General features: G+C 41.5%; 15 protein-coding genes. 6 read left to right on the top strand and 9 right to left on the bottom strand.

Annotation, left to right across the window (positions count from 1 at the left end; translation table 11 throughout):
* Positions 1–6 precede the first annotated feature (6 nt).
* The 5 genes from AAEU31_RS03190 to AAEU31_RS03170 form a co-directional block, all read right to left on the bottom strand.
* Positions 7–669: a class I SAM-dependent methyltransferase gene (locus tag AAEU31_RS03190; RefSeq protein WP_421966409.1), complete on the bottom strand. Its 663-nt coding sequence runs from the start codon at positions 667–669 to the stop codon at positions 7–9.
* A 9-nt stretch (positions 670–678) separates the two neighbouring features.
* A complete protein-coding gene (locus AAEU31_RS03185; protein WP_421966408.1) occupies positions 679–4,332 on the bottom strand; it encodes an AAA family ATPase in 3,654 nt (1,217 codons plus the stop codon).
* Positions 4,329–5,561 (bottom strand): exonuclease SbcCD subunit D C-terminal domain-containing protein, encoded by a 1,233-nt coding sequence (locus AAEU31_RS03180; protein ID WP_295510618.1) that lies wholly within the window; start codon positions 5,559–5,561, stop codon positions 4,329–4,331. The genes AAEU31_RS03185 and AAEU31_RS03180 overlap by 4 nt, the downstream gene beginning before the upstream one ends.
* A gap of 69 nt (positions 5,562–5,630) precedes the next feature.
* The gene (locus AAEU31_RS03175) at positions 5,631–5,867 is read right to left on the bottom strand and encodes a hypothetical protein (RefSeq protein ID WP_421966407.1); all 237 of its coding nucleotides are present in this window, start codon (positions 5,865–5,867) and stop codon (positions 5,631–5,633) included.
* A 134-nt stretch (positions 5,868–6,001) separates the two neighbouring features.
* The gene (locus AAEU31_RS03170) at positions 6,002–6,238 is read right to left on the bottom strand and encodes a hypothetical protein (protein WP_135926671.1); all 237 of its coding nucleotides are present in this window, start codon (positions 6,236–6,238) and stop codon (positions 6,002–6,004) included.
* A 363-nt stretch (positions 6,239–6,601) separates the two neighbouring features.
* On the opposite strand from AAEU31_RS03170, the gene AAEU31_RS03165 reads away from it, so the two are divergent.
* The 4 genes from AAEU31_RS03165 (at position 6,602) to AAEU31_RS03150 (ending at position 11,142) form a co-directional block, all read left to right on the top strand.
* Complete coding sequence (locus AAEU31_RS03165; RefSeq protein ID WP_138558807.1) at positions 6,602–9,040, top strand: M1 family metallopeptidase; 2,439 nt, start codon at positions 6,602–6,604, stop codon at positions 9,038–9,040.
* Entirely contained in the window at positions 9,040–9,540 is a 501-nt protein-coding gene (locus tag AAEU31_RS03160) for a DUF6702 family protein (RefSeq protein ID WP_421966406.1), read from the top strand. The genes AAEU31_RS03165 and AAEU31_RS03160 overlap by 1 nt, the downstream gene beginning before the upstream one ends.
* Positions 9,541–9,666: 126 nt before the next feature.
* Positions 9,667–10,284 carry an HAD family hydrolase gene (locus tag AAEU31_RS03155; protein WP_135926674.1) on the top strand — a complete coding sequence of 206 codons (618 nt, stop codon included), beginning with the start codon at positions 9,667–9,669 and terminating at the stop codon, positions 10,282–10,284.
* 132 nt (positions 10,285–10,416) lie between these two features.
* The gene (locus AAEU31_RS03150) at positions 10,417–11,142 is read left to right on the top strand and encodes a YebC/PmpR family DNA-binding transcriptional regulator (protein WP_105180590.1); all 726 of its coding nucleotides are present in this window, start codon (positions 10,417–10,419) and stop codon (positions 11,140–11,142) included.
* A gap of 218 nt (positions 11,143–11,360) precedes the next feature.
* Here AAEU31_RS03150 and AAEU31_RS03145 read toward each other — a convergent pair whose 3' ends face one another.
* The gene (locus AAEU31_RS03145; protein WP_421966405.1) at positions 11,361–13,535 is read right to left on the bottom strand and encodes a malate synthase G; all 2,175 of its coding nucleotides are present in this window, start codon (positions 13,533–13,535) and stop codon (positions 11,361–11,363) included.
* Between the two features lie 229 nt (positions 13,536–13,764).
* Between AAEU31_RS03145 and AAEU31_RS03140 the strand changes: the two genes are divergently transcribed.
* Entirely contained in the window at positions 13,765–15,366 is a 1,602-nt protein-coding gene (locus AAEU31_RS03140; protein WP_199526123.1) for an isocitrate lyase, read from the top strand.
* 716 nt (positions 15,367–16,082) lie between these two features.
* Here AAEU31_RS03140 and AAEU31_RS03135 read toward each other — a convergent pair.
* Entirely contained in the window at positions 16,083–18,104 is a 2,022-nt protein-coding gene (locus AAEU31_RS03135) for a S9 family peptidase (RefSeq protein WP_421966404.1), read from the bottom strand.
* Positions 18,105–18,256: 152 nt separating this feature from the next.
* Between AAEU31_RS03135 and AAEU31_RS03130 the strand changes: the two genes are divergently transcribed.
* Complete coding sequence (locus AAEU31_RS03130) at positions 18,257–18,634, top strand: VOC family protein (protein WP_054563159.1); 378 nt, start codon at positions 18,257–18,259, stop codon at positions 18,632–18,634.
* 187 nt (positions 18,635–18,821) lie between these two features.
* On the opposite strand, the gene AAEU31_RS03125 is transcribed toward AAEU31_RS03130, so the two are convergent.
* Both AAEU31_RS03125 and AAEU31_RS03120 read right to left on the bottom strand, forming a co-directional pair.
* On the bottom strand, positions 18,822–19,628 hold the full coding sequence (locus AAEU31_RS03125) for a hypothetical protein (RefSeq protein ID WP_421966403.1): 807 nt from the start codon (positions 19,626–19,628) through the stop codon (positions 18,822–18,824).
* A complete protein-coding gene (locus AAEU31_RS03120) occupies positions 19,625–20,815 on the bottom strand; it encodes a hypothetical protein (RefSeq protein WP_421966402.1) in 1,191 nt (396 codons plus the stop codon). The genes AAEU31_RS03125 and AAEU31_RS03120 overlap by 4 nt, the downstream gene beginning before the upstream one ends.
* Positions 20,816–20,921: the final 106 nt, after the last annotated feature.

The following is a 20,921-nucleotide window of genomic DNA, read 5'->3' as shown; positions in this document are numbered from 1 at the left end:
TGGGAGCTAACTCCCAACCACATACCCTGTAAAACCAAGCACTTTAAAATACTGTTTTGGAGTGCTGAAGCGGGTTTCATTCATTAACTCTGAAAAACGAATGCGGTCTAATGGGTAAAACTCGTGCTCTAGGTTGTGGCGCATGCGTTCTACGCCGACTTCGGTTAAACCTAACTGTGTACACAGCTGTAGTTGAGATTCGCGCTCAAAAGTGGTTTCTGGGCGCATTAAATCGGCAATGTATAAGTTGCTCGATTTTTTAAGTTTGCTGTGAATCGCTTTTAATAGCGCTTTTTTATCGCCGTTATCTTCAACAAAATGCATGACCAGTAAACACAGTGCGGCGTCACATTGAGTGTCGATGTCGTTGATATCACCGCAGTGTACTGTTACGCGGTCGCTGATGTTGTGCTGGCCAAACTGTTGCTCGGCAATATCGAGCATGTCTTGTGAAATATCTTGAGCAATAAACTGCCAGCTTGGTTTTAGCGCCGCTAATTCGATGATTTCTTTACCTGTTCCGGCACCAACAACTAAAATGCGCGCATCATCGCTCAGCGTGGTTGCTAATTGGGCGGCGGTTGCTTGATGTAATAACTCATAACCTGGAACTAGGCGCAAAATGCGTTCGTCGTAGTGACTTGCTTCTTCGTGATTAAAAGTTGGCATGCTAATCCTTTAAATAACTGAGATGGTCGAATAACCACCTGGTTTTTTCGCCACATGCACTTGGGTGGCAACGCGTTCGGTCATTTCAGATACGTGAGAAATAACCCCGACTTTGCGGCCTTGTGCTTGCAGAGAATCAAGAGCATCCATCGCGATGCTTAACGTTTCACTGTCCAACGTACCAAACCCTTCGTCGATAAACAAAGAGTTTATTTGTACTTTATTCGACGACAACGAGGCAAGCCCTAGTGCCAGTGCTAACGACACTAAAAATGACTCACCACCCGATAATGTATTAACAGAGCGCTGCTCATCGGCCATGTCTTTATCGATAATTGCGATATCGAGCGTTTGCCCTATTGCTGTTAATTTGTAGCGTTTATTTAGGGTTTGTAAGTGACTATTCGCGTAATGTAGCAGTATTTTTAAGGTTTGTGTTTGCGCTAAGTTACGCATGGTTTTACCGCTGGCATCCCCTAGCACCTTATTGAGTAGATGCCAGTGCTCATAGCTTTTTTGCTGATCAACCAATTGCTTTTGTTTATCTTCAAGCGCTTGGCTATTTTGTTGATGGGTTTTAAGCTCCGTCGCAACTTGCAATAATGCGTTATTTGTTTGCACTTGTTGCTCTGTGGCTTGATTAAGCTGTATTTGCAGCTCATCTTCATCGAGAGCTGGCTTATCTTTTTGATGCTGATCCAAAGCCTGCTGTCGTTGTTTTAAAAGAGCCTCAGCATCTTTTAAGTTACTCTCGGCGGTGTGATAATCAGCCAAAGTTTGTTTGATTTCAGCAGGGCTTATCGTTAATAGCTGACTAACGGTTTGCTCATCTAAGCTTGGGTGCTGCGCTTTAAAATCGTTAAACCAAAGACTAAAGCGCTCATTAAGTGCTGCTTGCTCAGCGGTGAGTTCTTTTTCACGCTCATCAAGGTTAGCTATTTGAATGGCTTGTTCGTCACGCGCCTTCACCGCATTATTATGGTTTGTCTGGGCAAGTTGCAGTGCTTGCTGCGCTGAGTCTATCGCTTTTTCAAGCTCTGCAATAAACTCATCTACCGAAATCGCTGCGTTACTCAATAAGCCCTCGCGCTTTGATTGTATCTGCGTTAATTCGTTTTGAGTTTGGCTTAGTTGCTCGTTGTACTGAGTTAAAGAGGTATGTGCTTCGTTAAGCTGTGGCGTTACATGCGCAAGATGCTGCTCAATGGCTTTTAAGTTCGTTTTAAGTTCATCCGCAGTTTGCAGCGAAGTTTGATAAGCCTCAACGTGCTCAGCAATGTTCTCTAAAGAAGTGTTTTGTGTATTGAGTGCCTGCCACCAAGGTGCACTGGTGAACTGTTGATTCAGTGTCGTATAAAGCTGCTGATGCTCATCATTGAGCTCATTTAAACGTGTTTGCAGATTATTTAGTTGTTGCTGCAACTCGTTTAACTGCTGCTCTTTGCTATGAAGCGCTTGTCCTTGTTGATTGTACTCAGCTTGCTTAGCCGCAAGCGTGTTTTGCAACTGCTGTTGCTGCTCAAGGGTTTTGTAATATTGCTGTTTTTGCAGGCTGAGCTGTTGCTGACGCTCGTTCAACTGATCTTCGGTTAAATCATTTAGCTCAGTACGATTAGCCGCCATGGTTTCTTTGAGGTTCTGTTGTTGAGCGCTCAGTTCTGAGATTTGCCCTGTTAACAAGCTTATCTGTTGGCTGCATGCCGCCAGCTCATTACTTTTAGCTTGCTGTAATGCTTGCTGAGCTTTTAAGTGCTGTTTGGCGTTAGTTAGTTGGTTGGTAAAGTCGTTAATAAGTTGACTAAATTGCTCGTTTACCATTTCTTCATGCATAAACGGGTGCTCTTTTGAGCCACATACCGCGCACGGCTCCCCAGCTTTTAAAGTGGCACGTAACTGGCTGACCCCTTCACTGGCTCTTAACTGCACTTGCTGTAAGTTTTGCTCACAAAGCGAAACCTGCTGCTGTGCTTGCTCTGCACCTTGCTGCGCATCTTTCAATGCCGTTTGTAGTTGCTGCTCAGTTTGGCTTAATGTATTTAGCTGGGTTTGCCAATTTTTTAACTGCTGCTGATTAGTTTGCCATACTTGGCGCTTTTCAATCAGGTGCTTAATCGCATCAAGTCTAGCGTCGATATCGGCCATTGATTGAGTATTTAAACTCGATTTAAAGGCGGCATCTTGCTCGTTTAAGCGCTTAATTTCTTGCTCAAGGGCTTGGTATTGAGTTTTAAACTGCTGCGCGGCTGCTTGCTGCTCATCAATTTTAGGCTGAAGAGCTTTTACATTTTGCTGTGATTGGCTAATTGTATGCTGTTGCTGGCTAAAGCGGCTTAACTCACTTTTATAGAATGACCAGTCTTTTGCTAATGGTTGCCATTGTGCATGTGTTTCTAAATAGCTATTTATTTGTGCTTGTTGCTCTAGCTGTTTTTGCTGCTCTGCTTTATGGCTATTAAGTGTATTACTCAGCTCTTGATGATGGTGCTTTGCTTTCTCTGCTTGTAATTTTTGCGCCGCTGTTTGCTGGTTTAATAAAGCAAGTTGCTTATCTAGCTCACGGGCCTGACTGATAATAGGTTGCGCGTCTTTTTGTGCTTGCTTAGCTTGGTTTAGTTGTGCGGTTTGCTTTTCAAGGGTTTGCTCAGCGTCTTTGATCAGCGTTTTATGATCAACGTTTAAAAGCTGCTTACGGTTTTTAATTAGTTGCTCATGTTGAACGCTAAGAGTCGCCACACGTTCGCGGTTATCTTTTATTTCTAGGCATTGCTGAGCTTGTTTCGCTTCAGTGGCTTTTTCAGCAAGCGCGTGCATTTGTTGCTGTAACTCTTGCTTGGCTTGCTCAGCTTGGTTTAGTTGTTGCTTCTGCTGAGATGCTTGTTTGTACCACGCTTGGTACTGTTCAAATTGTTTTATTTGTTTTTGCAACTCAGTGAGCTTAGCTTCAAGAGCCGTTTGCTCTGCTTGTTTAGTTTTGACTTCTTCAGGGCTTAAAACCTGATAGTTGCTTAAACTTAGCTTTAACTGCTCTAAAGCTTGCAGCTGTTCACGATGGCGCTCAAAAATTCGCTGACCAATACGGCTGAATTTATCGGTGCCTGTTAAGCATTCAAGTAGTTGCGCACGCTCATCCCCAGTTGCTTTTAAAAAAGCGGCAAATTCATGCTGTGCAAGCAGTACTGCTCGTGAGAACTGCTCAAAGCTCAAGCCGATAATACGCTCGATTTCTTTACCAGCAGCACTCCTATCAGCAATTAGGGTTTCATCAGGTAATGAGTACAGGCTATGTTGTGCGGGTTGTAATTTGCCATCGGCTTTATTACGCGCTCGGCTAAAGCTTAATCTTGCGCGATATGATTGTTTGTCTTGGCCAATAAAGTCGACTTCGGCAAAGCCCTGCCCTGCCCCGCGGCGTAATAAATTACGCGAGTCATTGAGTTTGATATTGTCGCCGTTAAAGTCAATTTTATTGCCTGTATCACCACGTAATCTTGCTGTTTTGTTATAAAGCGCTAAGCAAATGGCATCGAGTAAAGTACTTTTACCCGCCCCGGTATCACCCGTGATGGCAAACAACCCCGCTTCTTTTAAAGGCGAAGCGCTAAAGTCGACTTCGGCGTCTAAGATAGAGGCTAGTTGATGAACACGAATCGCTAAAATTTTCATAGTAGGTCCTCCGCATTCAATTCATCGATTACTTGGCTTAATAAGCTTTCTAGCTCTTTTGGCACAGCCTGCCCTGCCATATCTTTATTATTTGCGAATGCCTGCTCTAAAAGTGAGTGTGGGTTCAGCGCTTCAATTTGTGAGACATCTTCAAATAGGGTTTGTTCATCGTCTTGCTGGCTGCTCTGTTGACGAACCCTTTCAATGCCACAGAACTTAACTTGCTTACCTTCAAGGGCTTGTTCTATTTGTTCTCTGAAAGTGGTGTCAGTGTCATGGGCGCTCAATTTAACCCGCAGGTATGGCGCTAAATCTTCATCTGTTAAATCGAGTTGTTTTATAAGCTCACATAATTCGTTTAGTGGCACACAGTCTTTTTCTGGCAACAACATGACTTTACAAAAGCTAGGAATGTAAAGGGGGTTTACAGTAGTACCTGAGTCACTAAGCTCAACTATCACAACTTGATGCTGATAGCGTCTTTCAGAAAATGACATCGGCATTGGCGTGCCACTGTAGCGAATGGTGTCTTTCTTGGCGACGGTTTGTGCTTTATGAAGATGTCCTAGCGCGACATAATCAGGTTGATCTGTAAATATGCTAGCCGATATTGCATCTTCGCCACCTATAACTAAATTGCGTTCAGAATCTGATGAGATGTCTCCACCTTTTGCATGTAAGTGGCCCATCGCAATTAATGGCGCATTTGGTAATTCACTTGCGGCTTGTAATGCATCTTTGTAGGCAAGAGCAACGGCTTGGTTGTAACTTAACGGTTGCTCTTGTTGGCGGTTATAGCTGCTTAAATCACTGCTACGTAAAAATGGCATGGCAACAACATTCGCATCGCCGCTTTTGGTGCTGATTGGCAGTACTACTTCATGAGGGGCGTTACTATCAAAGCGGCCAACAACATGGGTATCAAACTGAGCTAATAAAGGTTTTGCTGCCATTATTCGATTTGCTGAGTCGTGGTTACCAGCAATAATGACTATGTGTAAGTCAGGGCAATGCTGCTTGGTGGTTTTAATAAATTGGTAGAGTTGGTTTTCTGCGCTGGCAGGTGGTGTTGCCGTATGATAAATGTCACCCGCAACTAGCAGTAAGTCGATCTGTTCTGACACAAGCGTATCGGTTAACCAAGCTAAAAACGCTTGATGTTCATCGAATCGGGAGTGCTCGTAGAATTGTTGGCCTAAATGCCAATCAGATGTATGAAGGACTTTCATTTAACGCTCTTATTATTTATTAAGAGCGTCAATATACCTAAGCTGAGCCAAGATGCCCAGCCTGGCTTGCTAACTTAAGCTATACAAGGCAAATACAACCATAGGTAACGCCAGTAGAGCCATAATTAATGGTACTTTAAGCGCTTTAGTTTGCTTTGCTTGTAATATTTTAAGTGCATTACTTTCATTACAAGCTGCTACTTTATCAATATAAAAATACCCTGAATCTAGGTACTGTTTACAATTTTGTTCGTCCGCTGGAATTGCAATTAGTTCTTGTTGTTTTTTTAGGATATAAAAATCCATACGCTCACCGAATTCTATGCTGATTACCAAAACATTTTGAGGCGCAATTACGAACTACGCAGACCCCAAAATCAAAAAAGTGGGCGATTTTAAATATAAATGGCAGTAAATTTCAATAGAAAATGCCATAAAATTTAATTTATTGCGAAAATAAATATAACAAAGGATAAAATTATGAAGGCAGTTGGGTAAATCAGCCATTTTTTTGGCCTTTTTATCACCGGGTTTGTGCGCGATAATGCATCTGACTCATCACAGGCGGCAATCACTTCTACAAATTCAAAACCACGATTTTCGTACTCGTTAAGAATTGCTTCTTGAGCTGGAATGGCTGCTAAACGAGAGTCTTTCTTTACAATATAAAACTTCATCTAATCACCCTTCATTTTTAAGCTTATGTGCAAAATTTGACGGTATCTTTATTACACTTCAGTCACACTATTTTATGCATTTAACAGACCATTTAATCTTTCTTTAGATAGTTAAACTAGTTAAACAAAAACCTTTATATTTAACATTAATACTTTGGCATGAATTTGTGCTGAACTAAAATTGAGCAAGTGTAATGTAAACCCCCTTTACACTTGTACTTAAAAGGCTATTTGGCAGGACAAAAATAAATAGTTTTAAAAGTATGAATACTACCTGAAAAATACTGCACTTTATCGTTATTTTATTGCAACTTTGTTAGCAGTTTGAGAAGGTACGCTCACGCAAAATTTACAGGATTAACAATGAAAAAAGCAGTTCTAACGCTGAGTGCTTTGGTATTGCCTTTAGCTGTATCGTCTACGGTTATGGCATCATCAGTTGAGCAAACAAAAGGTTCATTTGTTGACAAGTTTCGTCAACTGGATGAAGCACTCCCGACTCCCAATGTTTATCGTAGTGCCGCTGGAGCACCTGCAGAAAATTACTGGCAGCAACAAGTTAACTACGACATCGACGTAAAGCTTGATGAGAAAAAACGTCGTTTAACGGCAAGTCAGAAAATTGAGTACAAAAATAATTCACCTCATACATTAAAGTATCTTTGGTTACAGTTAGACCAAAATATCTTTAAATCTGACTCAATTGCAGAAATGACATCAACCTTCAATGGTAAAACGCTGCAAGGTGACCCTCAGCCAAAAGCGACAAAACTGAGCTTAGGTCAGTTACGTCGTCAGCAGTTTATGGCTGACAATGAGCTGGGCTATCAAATCGCCAATGTTAAAGACGAAGACGGAAAAGAGCTTAAAGTAACTGTGGTTGATACCTTAATGCGTATTGATCTAAATGAGCCACTTAAACCGGGTAAAGACGTTGAGTTCAGCATGGACTTCGCCTTTAACATTGTTGAAGAAGATGCCGTGGGTGCTCGTTCGGGTTATGAGCACTTTGAAGAAGATGGTAACGATATCTTTTTGCTAGCACAGTGGTTCCCGCGTCTTGCTGCATACACAGACTACGAAGCATGGACAAACAAAGCATTCTTAGGAAGTGGTGAGTTTACGCTTGAATTTGGTAACTACGATGTAGAGATCACCGTGCCAGCTGATCACATTGTATCGGCAACCGGTAAACTTGATAATGCTCGTAATGTACTGACTAGCACGCAGCGTAAACGTTTAGAAGAAGCTGAAAACGCTAAACGACCTGTTTTCATCGTGACTGAAGAAGAAGCGCTAGAAAACGAAAAAGAAGGCACTGATAAAACGAAAACATGGCATTTCAAAGCTGAAAATGTTCGTGACTTTGCATGGGCTTCTTCACGTAAATTTATGTGGGATGCTAAAGGCTATCATCAAGGTGGTAACGATCAGCCGTTAGTGATGGCGATGTCTTTCTACCCGAAAGAAGGTGGCGACCTTTGGAAGAAGTATTCAACTGAAGCTGTCGTTCATACAATGGAAGTGTATTCGCGCTTCTCATTTGATTACCCTTACCCTGTTGCTCAGTCTGTAAATGGCCCTGTAGGTGGTATGGAGTACCCAATGATCACCTTTAATGGTCCGCGAACTGACCTACAAGACGATGGTACTCGTACATACTCACAAGCTGAAAAGCGCTTCTTAATTGGCGTTGTAATCCACGAAGTTGGTCATATTTACTTCCCTATGGTCGTTAACTCTGATGAACGTCAGTGGACGTGGATGGATGAAGGTTTAAATAGTTTCTTAGATGGAGTTGCAGGTCGTGAATGGGACCACACAATCCCGTGGGGAGTTGAGCCTCGCGATATCGTTGAGTATATGAAGTCAGAAAACCAAGTACCGGTGATGACTCAGTCAGACAGCGTATTGCGTTTAGGCCCAAATGCTTACACTAAGCCTGCGGCGGCACTTAACATTTTACGTGAAGTGATCCTTGGCCGTGAGTTATTCGACTTTGCATTTAAAGAATATGCACAGCGTTGGAAGTACAAACGCCCTACTCCGGCTGATTTTTTCCGTACTATGGAAGAAGCGTCTGGTGTTGATTTAGATTGGTTCTGGCGTGGCTGGTTCTACACCACAGATCACGTTGATATCTCGCTAGATAAAGTTTACCAACTACGTCTAGATACGAAAAACCCAGATATCGACTTTAATCGTTTACGCGATATCGAAGCTGATAAGCCAATGCCGTTATTCGTAAAACGTAATAAAGAAGAAGGTAAAAAACTGTGGGTTGAAGAAAACCCAGATGTAACTGACTTCTATGACGAAAATGACCGCTTCACGGTAACTAATAAAGAGCGTAACGCGTATAACAAATTCCTAAAAGGCTTAGAACCTTGGGAACGTAAAACGTTTGAGCGTGCAATCAAAGAAGATAAAAACTACTACGTACTTGAGTTCTCAAATTTAGGTGGTTTAGTAATGCCTATCTTATTAGAGCTTACTTATGAAGATGGTACGAAAGAAGAGCAGTACATTCCTGCTGAAATCTGGCGTCGTAATCACAAGCATGTTCAAAAGCTCATTGTCACAGACAAGGGTAAAAATCTAGTGTCTGTCACAGTTGACCCGCGTTGGGAAACTGCGGATGTTGATGTAGAAAACAATAACTATCCGCGTCGTATTATTCCATCACGTATCGAAGTTTATAAACGTGAGAAGAGTAAAGCGAAAGTTAGCCGCGATATCATGCAAGATATTAAAACTGAGCTGAAAAAAGACGACGAAAAAGATGCTGAGGAGCAACAATAATGCGCTTAATCGCCATTATTTTTGCTTTATTAATGAGTGCGCCAACTATGGCGCACCAGTTAAAAGCGTCTGTAACAACGGTACTTTTTAATAAACGCACTAATAATATTGAGCTAATGCATCGCTTTTATTTACACGATACTGAGCATGCGGTAGAGCACTTATTTGACGGTCATGCTGATATTTTAAGTAATAAAGACGACCAAAAGCGTTTTGCTGATTATGTTGAGTCACATATTGCCCTACAAACTTTAGATGGTAAGCCGCTAGAGCTCAAAGATGTGGGTGCGCAAGTTGATGGTAAATTCTTTTGGGTTTATCAAGAAGTCACGATCCCTGAGGGAATTCATGGTATTCGAATGAGCAACGGAGCATTACGTGACCTGTGGCCAGCACAAGTTAATATGGTAAACATTGAAGGCAAAGGTAAAGTTAAAACTCTTACGTTTAGTCAAGATGACACTTGGCTTGAGGCAAGGTTTGAGCCTGTTGAACCATAATTTTCTTATACTAAAGGATTAAAAAAGTTACTTTTTTAATCCTTTGATCCTTTAATTAACTGATTTCGTAAACTATCTTATTAATGGGCACCAAAACTTTCCCAATTCTCATATACAGGGATTTATATGACTATCCATGACAACAATATACGCGGTGTAATCTTCGACTTAGATGGTACCTTGGTTTCTTCTGAACTTGATTTTTCATTAATCAAAGCGCAGGTTGGCTGTCCTGTAGAAAAAGACTTACTCGCTTATATCGCTTCTTTACCTTCACCTTATATGCGTGAAGAAGCGATGAACATAGTACATCAGCATGAATTGTTAGATGCCCAGCACTCACATTTACTTCCTGGTGTTGCAGATGCCATCACACGGTTAAAAGAAAACAATATCCCAATGGCAATTGTTACTCGAAACTATGACCGTGCTGCTGCCATTAAATTAAAGAATAACCCTTTACCTATAGAAACAGTGTTAACTCGCTCTGATGCGCCTGCTAAGCCCGATCCAAGCGCCTTGAATGCTATTGCGACATTATGGGAGCTTGATCAGTCTGAGCTACTTTATGTTGGTGATTACTTATTTGATATTCAAGCTGCCCATAATGCAAATATGCGCGCTTGTTTGTACGCTCCGGATGAAATTCCTGAATACGCAAATCAGGCTGACTACGTACTGCATCATTTTTCAGACTTACCTAAATTGGTTGGGTCATTTCAAGAAAATAAGATGTTATGTTAAATAGCCTTGTTTTTTATTTTTCCTGAGATTTATTGTTAGTTTTTTATTTTTCAAAATGCCCTAGTACTAGCCCAAGCGTTCATGAGTTGCTAAAATATCGGCAATTATCAAATGTATTCATAGAGGCATAAGATGGGCAGAGCATTTGAAGTCCGCAAAAACGCCATGGCTAAAACAGCCAATGCAAAAACTAAAGTAAATTCTAAGTACGGTAAAGAAATCTACGTTGTTGCTAAAAATGGCGAACCTGATCCAGAAGTTAACCAAGCGCTAAAGCGTATTATTGAGCGTGCGAAACGAGACCAAGTTCCAGCACACGTAATCGATAACGCAATTAAAAAAGCGGCCGGTGGGGCAGGGGAAGACTATTCTCCAGCACGTTATGAAGGCTACGGCCCTGGTAACTGTATGGTTATTGTTGACTGTTTAACTGATAACCCTAACCGTACTATCAAAGATGTACGTTTACCGTTTACAAAAACAGATTCAAAAATTGGTACACCGGGTTGTGTAGCGCATATGTTCGACCACTTGGCTGTTTTAGGCTTTGCCGGTGATGACGACGAAGTGGTACTAGAAGCGCTAATGATGGCTGATGTAGACGTAACGGATGTAGAAGTAGAAGATGGTAAAGTGTCAGTATTCGCTCCTCACACAGAGTACTACAAAGCAAAAACAGCCCTTGAAGAAGCATTTGAAGGTATTAACTTTGAAGTAGACGAGATCACGTTTGTTCCACAAGTTCATACAGACATCACAGATCCAGATGATATCGCAAACTTTGAAAAGTTTATTTCTATGCTTGATGACTGTGATGACGTGCAAAACGTTTATCACAATGCGATTGTCAAAAACTAATTTGTAAAAAATTAGTACGTATTAGTACGTATTAGTACGTATTAGTACGTAAAAAGGGGCATTTGGTAACAAATGCCCCTTTTTTAATAGATTTTTATTATGCCATGAATGATGAGTATTCACTGTCGTTATGAGTTCAATTGATATTAGTCAAAAAAAAAGCAGCCCTTAGGCTGCTATGAACGACACATGAAACTCGAAGGAGAGTTGTGTAGTGGCTAATTTAACGACTTATATTTTATACGGAACGCATGCAATAATGGTTCAGTATATCCACTAGGTTGTTTAACTCCCTCTAAAACAAGGGCTAACGCTGCTTGATAAGCAACGCTTTGCGCTAAGGTTTCGGCTGAATCAGCCATATTTTTGTAAGCAGGATCACCTTCATTTTGGCCATCAACGACTTTCGCCATGCGTGCCATGGTTTTTCTAATTTGCTCTTCAGAACAAACACCATGATACAGCCAGTTGGCCATGTGTTGGCTTGAAATACGCAGTGTGGCACGGTCTTCCATTAAGCCAACATGGTTGATGTCTGGTACTTTTGAGCAGCCAATACCTTGGTCAATCCAACGCACAACATAACCTAAAATACCCTGTGCATTGTTATCAAGTTCGGCTTGAATATCTTCTTTGCTTAAGCTGCTGGCATCTTTCATAAGCGGTGGAGTGAGTAAGCTGGTAAGGCTTGCTTCTTTACGGTCCATAAGCGCTTTTTGACAAGCAAATACATCAATATCGTGATAATGCATTGCATGCAGCGTTGCAGCAGTAGGAGAGGGCACCCACGCGGTATTTGCACCACTTTTCGGGTGACCACTTTTTTGTTCCATCATTAACGCCATTTTATCTGGCATTGGCCACATACCTTTACCAATCTGTGCTTTACCACTGAGACCTGTAGCTAAGCCAATATCAACGTTGCGATCTTCGTATGCGCTGATCCAAGGCTCAAGTTTAATTGCGCCTTTTGGCAATACCACACCTGCTTGCATTGAAGTATGAATTTCGTCACCAGTACGGTCTAAGAAACCGGTATTGATGAATACAACACGGTTTTTAGCCTCGAAAATACAGGCTTTTAAGTTAGCTGAAGTGCGGCGTTCTTCATCCATAATACCCATTTTAATGGTGTTTGCAGGCAAGCCTAGCAACTGCTCAACGCGGGTAAATAGGGTATTAGTGAATGCCACTTCTTCCGGGCCATGCATTTTTGGTTTAACAATGTTAATGCTATTAGCCGTTGAATTTTTAAGGGTGCTTGTGCCTTTTAAATCATGAAGCGCTGCGGTGCTGGTGATAATGGCATCCATAATGCCTTCATACACGTCATTGCCTTCACTATCTTGGATAGCTGGATTTGTCATTAAATGCCCAACGTTACGCACAAACATCATGCTACGGCCTTTAAGCGTGATTGTTTCGCCATTTACACCTTGATATTGGCGGTCTTGTGCTAAACGGCGCTCAATGGTTTTGCCATCTTTGTTAAATGCTTCTACTAGGTTTCCTTGCATTAAACCAAGCCAGTTTTGATAGACGTTTACTTTGTCTTCGGCATCAACCGCAGCAACGGAATCTTCACAGTCCATAATCGTTGTCAGGGCTGCTTCAAGTAGTACATCTTTTAGGCCTGCTTTATCTGCTTGGCCTATTGGGTGATGGTGATCGATTTGTAGCTCTATATGTAAGCCATTATTTTTCAATAAGATAGCACTAGGATTTTGCGCTTCACCTTGGTAGCCAATAAGTTGTTCAGGGTTAGCTAGGCGAACCTGACTGCTGTCACGTAATGTGATTAAAAGCTCATTATTTACCACTGCATAGCTGGTACTTTCGATGTGTGAGCCATTTGCTAAAGGTAATGCTTTATCGAGGAACTGGCGGGCATAAGCCATTACTTTAAAACCACGTACTGGGTTGTATGTAGAGCCTTTTTCGGCGCCGTCATCTTCACTTAATACATCAGTGCCGTACAGCGCATCATATAATGAGCCCCAGCGAGCATTCGCTGCATTTAAGGCAAAGCGTGCATTGCTCACTGGCACAACAAGCTGCGGCCCCGCGGTGCTGGCGATTTCAGGCTCAACCTGCTCGGTTTCGATGCTGAAACTAGCTGGCTCAGGAACGAGATAGCCAATATCTTCAAGAAATGCTTGATAGTTAGCTGCATCCCATACCGGTTGCTGCTTGTGATAGTCATCAATCTTGGCTTGTAGTTGTTCGCGTTTTTCTAAAAGCGCGCGATTGATTGGCGTTAATTCATTGACGATATCAGCAAAACCTTGCCAAAAAGTATCTGTGCTAATGCCTGTTCCTGGTAGAAGTTGCTGTTCAACAAACTGTGCAAGTTGTTGATCAACGCTTAAACCGTTAAGTGAGAGAGTGGTCATAATAATGTCCTTTAAACGAGCGTAATTTGATCATTCATGGTTCAACCATATCGTAAAAAAGGCTAATAAGCAGGCTATTTGCCATTCACTAAAAATATAGTGGCAATAACAACTATAAATTTACTAAATCCAAAAAATCCGCCTAATGTTGAATTAAGCGCTACGAAGCAAACGCCAGTAGCCACTCTCACTAACAAAAAATAGATAACCCGTTCGAAGGACTTTTATTATGACAACATATCAACGCGAAACCGATAACCTAGCTACTTTATGTCAAACACAAGGCAAAACGTGGCAGTCAATCAACCCTGAATACGCAAGCCGTATGCGCTTACAAAACCGTTTTCGTACGGGTCTAGACATTGCTCAATACACTGCAGACATTATGCGTGCAGACATGGCAGCCTACGATGCTGACCACAGCCAATACACACAATCATTAGGTTGTTGGCATGGTTTCACTGCACAGCAAATGATGATGGCAATTAAACGTCATAACAAAACAACTAAACGTAGCTATGTATACCTAAGTGGCTGGATGGTTGCGGCACTTCGCTCTGAGTTTGGTCCATTACCTGACCAAAGTATGCATGAAAAAACGTCTGTTCCAGCGCTAATCGAAGAAATCTATACCTTCTTAAAGCAAGCAGATGCACGTGAGCTTGACCACCTTTACAAAGACCTAGACCAAGCGAAAGCAAACGGCGGTGACGTTCAAGCTGTGCTAGATAAAATTGATAATTTCGAAAGCCATGTTGTGCCAATTATTGCTGATATCGATGCGGGTTTCGGTAACGAAGAAGCAACTTACCTACTGGCTAAAAAGATGATTGAAGCGGGTGCATGTGCTATCCAAATCGAGAACCAAGTATCTGACGCAAAACAATGTGGTCACCAAGCAGGTAAAGTAACTGTACCGCATGAAGATTTCTTAGCAAAAATTAACGCAGTTCGTTACGCATTCTTAGAGCTGGGTATTGATAACGGCATTATCGTTGCTCGTACAGACTCATTAGGTGCAAGCCTTACTCAAAAAGTGCCTGTATCTAAAACACCTGGCGACCTTGCTAGCCAATACACGTCGTTCCTTGAAACAACACCAGTAAACAGTGTTGATGACTTAAACGAGGGCGACACAGCAATGAAGCTTAATGGCCAGCTTTGCAAACCAACACGTTTAGATAATGGTTTATACCAGTTCCGTGAAGGCACAGAGAAAGACCGCGTAGTTCTAGACTGTGTAACTAGCTTACAATCAGGCGCTGACTTACTGTGGATTGAAACAGAAAAACCAAACGTTAAACAAATCGCTGAGCTTGTTAACCGCGTTAAAGAGCAAGTACCTAATGCTAAGCTGGTATACAACAACTCTCCGTCGTTCAACTGGACACTTAAATTCCGTGAGCAAGTATATGCTGAGTGGCAAGAGCAAGGTAAAGACTTATCAGCTTACCCAAGCATCGATGACAATAAGGCATTAATGGCACCAGAAATGGATGACACAGAGCTTGCAGCGGCAGCAGACGTACTTGTGCAAAACTTCCAAAAAGATGGTGCACGTGAAGCGGGTATCTTCCACCACTTAATCACGCTACCAACTTACCATACAGCGGCGCTAAGCACTGATATTCTATCAGAAGGCTATTTCGGCGACCTAGGCATGCTAGCGTATGTTCGCGACGTACAACGTCAAGAAATTCGCCGTGAGCAAGCATCAGTGAAACACCAAGACCTAGCAGGTTCTAACATTGGTGATACTCATAAAGAGTACTTCTCTGGTGAAAATGCGCTTAAAGCCGGTGGTGAAGCAAATACTATGAACCAGTTCTAACCAAGTTGTAAAATGTAATATTGCTTTATAGCTATTCAATAATGTTGTTAGGGGCCTTCGGGCCCTTTTTCATTTGTAGCTGTTAGCCGGCAAACCCGCACCTCGTAGTTCGGATCACTCTTTAACTAAGTCTTGGATCAGCCATTTACTAGCTTTATAAAAATACAGATCACGCATTTACCAGCCTAAAAATTTTAGATCAGGATTTAACTAGCTCCGCCTTATAAGCCTTAATTTAGGGGTTTTTGCCTTATTACTGCCTCTAGAATCGCTAAAATTGGCTCATATAAACGGCAATATACTGCTGTTTTATAAACTCTATCGATTTATAAACCGAATTTTTATCAACTCACGTCATTGATAAACCGATTTTTTACCAACTCAATATCCTCATAAACCAAAATTTTACTAACTGAGGCTAGGTTTTTAGCGGCACAAACCGATTTTTTACTAACTCAAGTTACTGATTTTGTCTATAAACCGATTTTTTACCAACTGCTTTTGGATTAATGTCCGATATTTAAAAAAGGTATGTAAGGAGTTACTCACATTTTGACTGTAAAGGGGGTTTACAAGGGGAAGCTGGAAAGGAGAAAGTTAGCAAGAGTAAAGTTAGCAAGTAGCAGCGGGGTTGCCCCGCGTTATAGTTTTATTAGATGATGTTTCGGAAATGGCGCGATATAAAATCGCGCCTACAATGCCTTGCTAACTTGCAACTACTTACTATGTTTATCAAACCACCATTGAATATACGCGACTTTACTCATCAGGTTTGATGGGCGAGCGGTAATACCATGTGATGCATTAGGAATACGCACCATGGCGGTATCAACACCTTGTAGCTTTAACGCTTGGTAAAACTGCTCGGTTTCAGAAATCGGCGTGCGATAGTCTGATTCACCGGTTAACAGCATGGTTGGTGTTTTTACATTGCCCACATAGCTAATAGGTGAGCGCTTCATGTAATGCTCAATATTGTCCCATGGCTTACCAGGGAACCAATAATCAGCAAAGAAAGGGTAGAAATCAGCAGTTAGTACAAAGCTGATCCAATTGATAACAGGTTTAGCAACAACAGCTGCTGCAAAGCGGTCTGTATGACCCACAATCCAAGCTGTTAATACCCCGCCACCTGAACCGCCGGTAACAAACAGTTTGCTTTCATCAATAAAGCCCTTAGCGATGACAGCATCTACACCTGTCATCAAGTCATCAAAGTCATTACTTGGGTAGTTATGATGAATTGTTTGCGCAAATTCTTTACCGTATGAGTCACTGCCGCGCGGGTTCATATAAAGTACAACATTACCTTTGGCTGCGTATAATTGCACTTCAGGGCTGAAATGAGGGCCATAGTTTGCAACTGGACCACCGTGGATCTCTAAAACAAGAGGGTACTTTTTGTTTTTGTCAAAGCCCGGTGGGTATGCAATCCATCCCTGGATTGCTAAGCCGTCATGGCTTGATTTAACCCAAATCTCTTCAACTTTGGCAAGCTCTTTGTCGCCCAGCGCATCTTCATTTAATTGCGTTAAACGGGCCGTTTTACCACGCTTAATTAATGCGACATCAGCTGGGCGCTGGGTATCAGCGAGTGTGAATGCAACTTCACCATCTTCACTGACATCAAAGTCACCACCTGAATACGGGCGACCAAAGGCGACACTGCCAATTTTGTCGGTAATTACTTTATGTTTACCACTACGCGGTTGGTAAGCTAGATGTGTTTTACCTTCGCTATCGTAGCTAAAATAAAGACCACTGCCGCTATCATCCCATTTTATATCTTCGACACTACGATCTAAATCTGCTGTGAGTACCGAGGTTTTTCCTGATTTCAAATCTAGTAAATAAATGTCGTTGTTTTCATAGTTAGTTTTTTTGTCATCATAGCCTGTATAAGCAAGGTAACGACCATTAGGTGACACTTTCGGGCGTGAATCAGGTCCAACACGGTCAGTGATTTGTGTGATCGATAAATCACTTAAACTTAGTTTATAAACTTCTGAATTTGTTGGTTTTAGTTCATTATCTGTATGGCGATTAGCAGAAAAATAAAATGCATCACCTTTTTCGTTAAAGCTAATAGCTCCGCCGTGATCAAAATCACCAGAGCTCAATTGACGTGCATTGCCGCCTGTTGCACTGATGATAAAAAAGTGACGATAACCTTTTTCTGAGTAACCACCGCCATCAGCACGATAATAGGTATCGTCAATATATTTAGCTGGCTCTGCCCACTTAGCGCCTTCAGGCTTACCCGGTAAAGACACAGGGCTTGCTGATTTTGCTGGCACAAACTGGCTAAACACCAATTGTTTGCCATCTGGCGTCCAAGTTAATCCGCCGGGGCTTTGCGTTAGGTTACTAATTTTTGCTACGTTACCGGTTTTTAACCATTTCACATAGATTTGGCTGCTACCATCTCGGGTAGAAATAAACGCTAAACGCGTTTCATCTGGTGACAATACCGGAGAGTAATCCATATGCACGCCAGACGTTAGTGGTAGCATGGTTTTACCATCTGGGTTTACTGACCAAATATTGCTGACTTTACGGTCGCTTTTGATATCCATGCGATTACGCACAAAGTAAATTGTATCGCCATTTTTTGTCATTTCTATTTGGTTGGCGTATTCAAGATCAAAAACATTTTCAAGCCCAAAGGTATTGCTAGCTCCTGCATGGCTGTAAAAGCTGGCTGCTGCAAGCAGTGCTAAAGACGTTTTAAACTTCATTTTATTTCCTTGTTAGTGAGCAGTGTTTAACCTGTTATAAAGTAACAACCATCAGAAATATAGTCCATTGCGATGAATGGAGAAATCAATAGACAGATGGTCATTTCCCTTTTATGTTGAGTACAGACACTTTTAAACGTAAGGAGCACACAATGATAGGTTACATCATGTTAGGCACTAACAACCTAGCTAAAGCAGTAAAGTATTACGATGAATTGTTCGCCACTCTAAACGCCGAGCGCTTTTTAGAAACTGACCGCTTTGTCGCATGGAGTACAGGCCAAGATAAGCCCGGTTTTGCGGTTACCAAACCTTATAACGATGAAAAAGCCACTGTAGGTAACGGCACCATGATTGCTCTGGCAGTCGAAACCCCTGCCCAAGTAGACGCCTTTTATAAGAAGGCCATAGAATTAGGTGGCACAGACGAAGGCGCCCCCGGCCCACGCGAAATGCCCGGCTTTTATGCGGGGTACTTCAGAGACCTAGACGGTAACAAACTTAATGTGTTTTGTTTTACGCATGGGTGAGGGAAGTTAGCTGTCAGCTATCAGGTTGAAATTCAAAAGGGGTAGCAAGGGGAAAGTTAGAAAGAGTAAAGTTAAAAGGCGCTAGGCTCTAGGAAACAGGGCCTAGCTTATTTAGCCGAGGCTTTATGACGCAGAATAGATTAAGCTATTTGCAGCCTCTTTGATTCATTTGAGGAAAATGGAAATTTTAAACATACCTTGAATTATCAGCAATCAAGTTATCATGCTCAGCGGGTATGTCATTGAGCTTAATTGATTCCATAATCCGTTGTTGCGATGCAAGAGCATGTTCTGACCACTTTTTATGTTTATCAGAGCGGTCAACGCGATGGTTAAACTTCACCTCTAAAAAAGCATGTTCACTGAGTGGTAAGCAATAGTAGTCTTGGTGAGAGCGATCATTATCTCTTATTTCTTGATAAAAAACCCAAGTTAGCTGATCGATAACTATGTCTTTTGCAGCAGGTAGTGGCGGGTAGCCATAAATTTCCACTCGTTCTAGTATCTCCTTTTTTAATGCATCTCCTATCCAAGGGTTCGCTCTTTTACTAGATTCTAAGGTGGTATCATTCTCGATTTCAGTATTTCTACCATCAGGTCCCCAATGAAAAACATCGTATTCATTAATCACAAAATGCTTTAACTGTTCAGTATCTTGAACATTGATATTCTGGGTTTGTTTTATACGTAACTGGCAACTAAGCATGCCATATTCGCTGCTTGGCAGATAACTCACTGGCGGGAGATACATCCAATTCTTTGTAAGCATATGAACATATTCATGCTGTAAATAACTTTTCTTCTGCTGATTAAACCAACTTGTTGAGTTATAAGGAAATGACACATCTACTGGTGTATTTACAGCAGCAACATTGCTTTTTGGTATATCTAGCGTAAGCAACTTATCTTCTAAAATAAGGCGGTGGTGTACACAATTATCAAAGTTAGGTCCACCTATAAAGCCACGGTAAAATGCTTTGGCTAGTTTTATCATAATCTTGCATCCGTCATAGGTAGGGTTTTTATAAACTTTCTAACAATATCAGCTTTATCGTTATAGCCTAACATTTGTAGCTGATCGGCATAGGTCACTAAACCTAAAAAAGGTAGTGTATGTGGGCTTGCACCTGCGTCTTCACCAGTTACAAGACCCCTAAACTTCATAGAGCGAACAAAACTACTTGCCGATAAATCATTACGTCCAGCTAGGTTAGGCACTAAGTCATATGGGTTGTTACGTATTGTAACTACTTTTAAGCCAGTGCTGTTAGCCATGCGTTTCAAGCGCTCTATATTAGAGCCTGAGCCATGAATTGCTAATTGCTGGCCCGTAAGAGGCTTACCGTAATAAATACGGTAGTGCTCAAGGGCAGCACAAAAGATAATGGCACCTTGGCTGTGGGCAAGCCATTTAACTTGTTTACCTTGTTGACTATTTTGCGCAAGTACCGCAGCTAAATGCTGTGCATTATGTGACTTTGTCCCTAACCGTTTATCAAATGCGCATTCAATTAAATCAAGTTTGACTCGATCAGTTGGGTTATGAAACAAGGTATAAGCTTTAATGCCATCGCTTTCATAGGCTCTATCTAGGTGGGTACCCATTAACCAAGTTGCTTTAGTCAGTTCGTTTTGCATACCATTTACTGCAGCATGTACTGTCTTAACTCTTGTAGTAGGGGTGGGAACTGAACTCCAAGCTCCTTTAATTTCCTCAATTTCTTCTTCTCCCATAGCTCTATCATATGTGCGGCTATTTAACCTTTTTACCTCATAAAGCATGGTACGCTCAGCCGAAAATATTTCCTTTTTACCTTGTAATTGTTTATCAAATAAGATGTCTTCTACGTTTATAAAACCATTTTTTAGAGAATACTCAATCAAAAAATGATAGTTGCGAAACGGGTATTTAGTTCGCCATAAGCGTCTTAACGGATTACGACTATGCTTGATTGAATTTTGCGCATTAGGGTTGGCACATATTTGCTTAATATCTGCGCAAACCATTTTTATATCATAGTCATTCAGTTGGGATAGCATCGCCAGTGCTTGGCAAGTAAATTTTACTTTATTGAATGGAAAATCAGCGGGTAGTTTAACACCAAAATCGCGACAGCTAAGGGCGTCAAGTGGAATAACAGAGTTAGCATTGATAGTTTTATTAAGTTTTGACCAAGACATATTGCTTCCTTGTAATGTTGTCTGTACCTAAAATGATAAAGAAAACATTTAGCAATCGCAAAGTAATTTCAACTTTTTGTAATATTTGATAATTTGTTCAGATCTT

Source organism: Pseudoalteromonas thalassia (assembly GCF_049257215.1).
Taxonomy (GTDB): domain Bacteria; phylum Pseudomonadota; class Gammaproteobacteria; order Enterobacterales; family Alteromonadaceae; genus Pseudoalteromonas; species Pseudoalteromonas lipolytica_C.
This window is presented reverse-complemented; position numbering and strand designations above follow the sequence as displayed.